Here is a 2,377-nt window from a genome sequence, read left to right on the forward strand (position 1 = left end):
CGGAGTGGCCCAACACGCTCATCGAAACCAAAAACGGTGGCCAGACCGAAGTGCTCGGCGGCCTGACGCTGGCGGCGAAGGATCCGGGCGCGCTGTCGGCCTTCGTCAACGACAACTCGTCGGTGTCCATTGCCGGCTTCGGGGAGGCGCGTTCAGGCAGCACCCACGGCGTGTTTACCAACGTGGTGCAGGAAACCCGTGGCAGCACCGTCAGCACCCTGACCAGCAGCAGCCTACCCACGCGCAAGGCCGAGCAAGACGCCAGCCTGAGCTTCGTGCTGCCGCTCTACACCGGGTACAGCCGCGACTTGCAAGTGACCGGCATCAGTTGGAACCCCACCGCGCCAGCCGCGGGCCAGCCCGTGACCTTCAGCGCCACCATCAAGAACTTCGGCAACACGCCCACGCCGGCCGTCAAGCACGGAGTGAAGTTCAAGGTCGACGGCGTGACCGTGAGTTGGAGCAGCTACCACGTGACGGCCTTGGCGCCGGGCCAGCAAGTGACCTTGGATGCCAACGGCGGCCCCAACGGCGGGGCCAGCACCTGGACATCCACGGCCGGCGGCCACCAGGTGACGGCTGAGGTCGACGACGCCGAGCTGATTCCGGAAAACAACGAAACCAACAATATCGGCACGGCCACGCTCAACATCGGCGCACCGCTGGCCGCCGACCCGCGTACCGCCACCGAGCCGCTGCGAGTCTATCCCAACCCGGCCCAGCACGCACTCACTCTGGAGCTGAGCGGCGAGGCGGCGCAAGCCGGGGAAGTGCGGCTGACTTCGGCGCTGGGCCAGGTGGTGCAACACCACACCTGGCGGGCCACGGCCCGCAGTACCCGTTACCAGCTCGACATCAGCCACCTGCCCAGTGGCCTGTACCTGCTCACGGTACAGCACGGCCGCTCGACCACGATTCGGCGCCTGGTGGTGGCCCGCTAACCGACCAAAAGAATTGTCACTTGTCTTCCCACCCTAGCCCCGTACGCTCATGCGCTTCACTTCTTACCTATGTCGTTTGTCGCTGCTGGCCGTATTGGGCGGGGCGGCCGGCCAAGCCCGCGCCCAGGACGCGGCCCCGAACGAGAACATCGTGTACCCCGCCGACGCGGGCGTCATCAACGTAGCGGCGGCGCCCTACAACGCCGACACGACCGGCACCACCGACGCCACGGCTGCGATTCAGGCGGCCATTAACGCGGCGCGCGGTTTTCTTAAGGGAAAAACAGTGTACCTGCCCAACGGCACCTACCGCCTCAGCAACCGGCTCGTGTTCACCGCCGACCAGGCGTTGCAGCGCACCCTCACGTTTCAGGGCCAGAGCCGCAGCGGCACCATTCTGAAGCTGGACGACAACTTGGCCGTGGCGGCCACCAACCTGCCGGTGCTCAAGTGTTTCGAGCCAGCTGCGGGCACGCAGACGTTCACCAACAGCCTGTTCTCAACCAACATTGCCAACCTCACCATCGACGTGGGCGCCGGTAACCCCGGGGCCATCGGCATCAGCTACCTGGCCAGCAACCAGGGGTTCGTGCGCAACGTGCTCATCCGCAGCAGCGACCCGGCCCGGGCGGGCCGCGCCGGCCTGGAAATGGCCACGGCCATTCCCGGTCCGGCTCACCTCAAGAACATCACTGTGGAGGGCTTCAACGCCGGCATCCGGACGCGGCAGGTGCAGTACAGCCTGACGCTGGAAAACATCACGCTGCGCCACCAGCTGCAAGCCGGCATCCTCAACGACGCGCAAACGCTCTGCATCCGCCACTTGCTCAGCGAAAACACGGTGCCGGCCCTGCGCCAGACCAGCGGTGGCGAAAGCAAAGGCATCATCACGCTCATCGACAGTGAGCTGCGCGGTGGCGACGCGGCCAACTACGGCATTGACCTGGCCGACGGCTTTCTCTTCGCCCGCAACGTGACGAGCAGTGGTTACGCGGCCGCGCTGAACGCCTTCGGCACGCCTGTGGCCGGTAATACGCTCACTGAGTACGTATCGGGTGGCACCGTGTATTCGCTGCAGACGCCGCAGCCGACCTCGCTCAATTTGCCCATTGCCGAGACGCCAGAAGTACCACTCGATGCCCTCGCCAGCTGGAAAAGCGTGGCCGACTTCGGCGCCGTGCCCGGCGATGGGGTCGACGACACGCAAGGCATCCAAGCCGCACTCAACTCGGGCTTTTCGACCATCTACTTCCCTAACTCCAAGAACGTGGCCTTTACCACCGCTTCGGCCATTACCAACGAAGACAAAGGCTCGCGCTACGAAGTGTCGGGTACGCTCACGGTGGGCCCGAACGTGACGCGGCTCGTGGGCCTGTCGGTGGCCATCACGCCCACCGGTCCGCTGAGTTCGAGCCCGGCCAACCTGCCCGTGTTCA

The 2,377-nt window shown here is 65.6% G+C and carries 2 protein-coding genes; both read left to right on the forward strand.

Annotated elements, in window-relative coordinates; all coding sequences use genetic code 11:
• A partial coding sequence (locus tag ACYSMN_RS25445) for a T9SS type A sorting domain-containing protein (RefSeq protein ID WP_488926746.1) occupies nt 1-941 on the forward strand: 941 nt, incomplete at its 5' end.
• A gap of 49 nt (nt 942-990) precedes the next feature.
• Nucleotides 991-2,377 (forward strand): glycosyl hydrolase family 28-related protein (locus tag ACYSMN_RS25450; RefSeq protein WP_488926747.1); only part of this gene is annotated, 1,387 nt, incomplete at its 3' end.

The sequence above is a fragment of the Hymenobacter sp. M1-2 genome, assembly GCF_057808495.1.